A 1,413-nucleotide genomic window follows, 5' to 3' on the forward strand; every position below is an offset into this window, starting at 1 on the left:
GTCGCCGCGACGCCCGCGCCCGTGCCGGTCCCGCTCCCCGCGCCGGGCGACCTGTCCCGCGACCTCACGGCCGCGCTCCGCGGCGTCGCGGGCGTCTCCGACGTGTACGCCCCGCGCTCGCCCGTGCTGCTCGTGGCGCAGCACGTGGTGGAGGGCGCGATGGGCGGCGGATCCGACGTCGCCGAGCGTCTCGTCACCGTGGAGACGGGTGAGGGCACCGTGCTCGTGCAGGCCTCCATCGCGGTGGACGCGGATGCCCGGGCCAGCGACACCGCCCGCGCCGCCGTCGACGCGATCCGCGCCCGCCTGGTCGAGTCCGTCGGCGCGGAGGCCGCGGCGGTCGCGACCGTGACGATCCGCGTCGGCAGCATCGGCTGACGGCCCGCACCGCCTGCCGGACGCCCGCCCGCGGACGGCCCCGCCGCCGGCTCCCGGTACCGTGGACGCATGCGCGTCGCCACCTGGAACGTCAACTCCATCCGCACCCGCGTGGGCCGCGTCGTCGACTGGCTCGGCCGCGAGGACGTCGACGTGCTGGCCATGCAGGAGATCAAGTGCAAGCCGGAGCAGTTCCCGACGGCGGCGTTCGAGGAGGCGGGCTACGAGGTCGCCGTCCACGGGCTGAGCCAGTGGAACGGCGTCGCGATCGCGAGCCGCCTGCCGCTGGAGGACGTGACCACGACGTTCGAGGGGATGCCGCGCTTCGGCAAGCCCGACGCGTCCGGCCTCCCGCCGCTCGAGGCGCGCGCCATGGGCGCGACCGTCGAGGGGGTGCGGCTCTGGAGCCTCTACGTGCCCAACGGCCGCTCGCTCGAGGACCCGCACTACTCGTACAAGCTGGAGTGGCTCGCCGCGCTCGCCGCCGACACGCGCGCCTGGCTCGCCGCGGATCCCGACACCCCGCTCGCGCTCATGGGCGACTGGAACGTGGCCCCGCTCGACACCGACGTCTGGGACCCGCGGCTGTTCGAGGGCAAGACGCACACCTCGGAGCCGGAGCGGGCCGCCTTCGCCGCGTTCCTGGAGGCCGGCCTCGCCGACGTCGTGCGACCCTCCATCCCCGAGGGCTACACCTACTGGGACTACCAGCAGCTGCGCTTCCCGCGGGACGAGGGCATGCGGATCGACTTCATCCTCGGGTCCGACCGGTTCCAGGAGCTCGTGAGCGCGCCGCGGATCCACCGCGACGAGCGCAAGGGCGACGGCCCGAGCGACCACGTGCCCGTGGCCGTGGACCTCGACGTCGAGACCGAGCTCGACGACGACCGCCCCATGATCTTCTGATCCCCGCGGCCGATGACGGCCGCACAGGGCACGCCCCGTAGTCTCGAGCCGTGACCCCCGACGACGACGCGACCCCGCAGCGCGGCCGCCGCGCCGCCCGGGGACGCCGCTCCGCCGCCCCGGCGGCCC

The 1,413-nt window shown here is 75.4% G+C and carries 2 protein-coding genes; both read left to right on the forward strand.

What is annotated here, in order from left to right:
• A partial coding sequence (locus Q6969_RS15600; RefSeq protein WP_317231259.1) for a hypothetical protein occupies positions 1 to 378 on the forward strand: 378 nt, incomplete at its 5' end.
• Positions 379 to 447: 69 nt separating this feature from the next.
• A complete protein-coding gene (locus Q6969_RS15605) occupies positions 448 to 1,284 on the forward strand; it encodes an exodeoxyribonuclease III (protein WP_104344009.1) in 837 nt (278 codons plus the stop codon).
• Positions 1,285 to 1,413: the final 129 nt, after the last annotated feature.

Origin of the sequence: Clavibacter sp. MX14-G9D, from assembly GCF_032917815.1 — a bacterium.
Classification (GTDB): domain Bacteria; phylum Actinomycetota; class Actinomycetes; order Actinomycetales; family Microbacteriaceae; genus Clavibacter; species Clavibacter michiganensis_K.